This window comes from Oleiphilus sp. HI0061, assembly GCF_001635675.1.
Window position 1 is genome coordinate 1 of record NZ_LWFE01000094.1, and the last position, 966, is coordinate 966.

A 966-nucleotide genomic window follows, 5' to 3' on the forward strand; every position below is an offset into this window, starting at 1 on the left:
GTAATAGTTATTTTGAGAACTCTGAACTCGCTTCGCGGGGCTTGCCGACTGGTGAAGAGCTAAGCACCCTTGAAGCCTTTAGAGACCAACTTCCATCATCTGTTTTTACAAGTGAATACCGTTCACCTAGCACAGAAAAACCTGCAAGCTTGCGAAAAAATTTAAGGAAAGCCATCAAGTTACTGAAAGAAGCAGGCTGGTCTGTGAAGGATGGCAAGCTGACAAATAAGCAGAGCGGAAAGCCCTTTTCATTCGAGTTTTTATTATTCCAGAAAGACTTTGAGCGTGTAGTACAACCCTTTATTAAAAATCTTGAAAAACTTGGAATTGAAGCCGGTATCCGCGTCGTAGATACTACCCAGTATATAAATCGCCGCCGCTCTTTTGACTTCGATGTGATGGTTGGTGGTTTTGGTCAGTCAAATTCACCAGGTAACGAGCAAAGAGAATACTGGCATTCATCAAAAGCCAATACGCAGGGTTCTAGAAACATTGCCGGAATACAAGACCCTGTCGTGGATAAGCTTGTTGATCTTGTCATCAGTGCGCCAGACAGAAAGTCTTTAGTTAATCGAACTCGTGCTCTCGACAGAGTTCTACTACACGGGCACTACGTAATACCTAACTGGTATAACCCGGTTGAGCGTATCGCTTACACTAAGAGCCTTGCGAGACCTGAAATTTCCCCCAAATCCGGAGTAGCGATCGATACGTGGTGGTTCCGTAAGTAATGAGCGCCTACATTCTTCGCAGACTTCTTCTTATGATACCGACACTACTCGGTATCATGCTCTTAAACTTCATTATCGTGCAAGCAGCACCCGGCGGCCCCGTTGAGCGAATGCTCGCACAGATTCAGGGAATGGGTTCAGACGTTCAAAGCCGTTTAGGCGGCGGTAGCGGAGAGCTATCTACCAACACCTCAAGTTCTAGCAGCTCTGGCAGCTCCTCTAAATACCATGGTGC

1 protein-coding gene and 1 pseudogene are annotated in these 966 nt (G+C 46.2%); both read left to right on the top strand.

Annotation, left to right across the window (positions count from 1 at the left end; all coding sequences use genetic code 11):
• Positions 1 to 731, top strand: a 731-nt coding sequence (locus A3735_RS01195; protein WP_231882319.1) for an ABC transporter substrate-binding protein, incomplete at its 5' end; no start/stop codon positions are given.
• A pseudogene (locus tag A3735_RS31655) lies at positions 731 to 966 on the top strand (microcin ABC transporter permease); the annotation flags it as partial. The gene A3735_RS01195 and the pseudogene A3735_RS31655, both read left to right, overlap by 1 nt.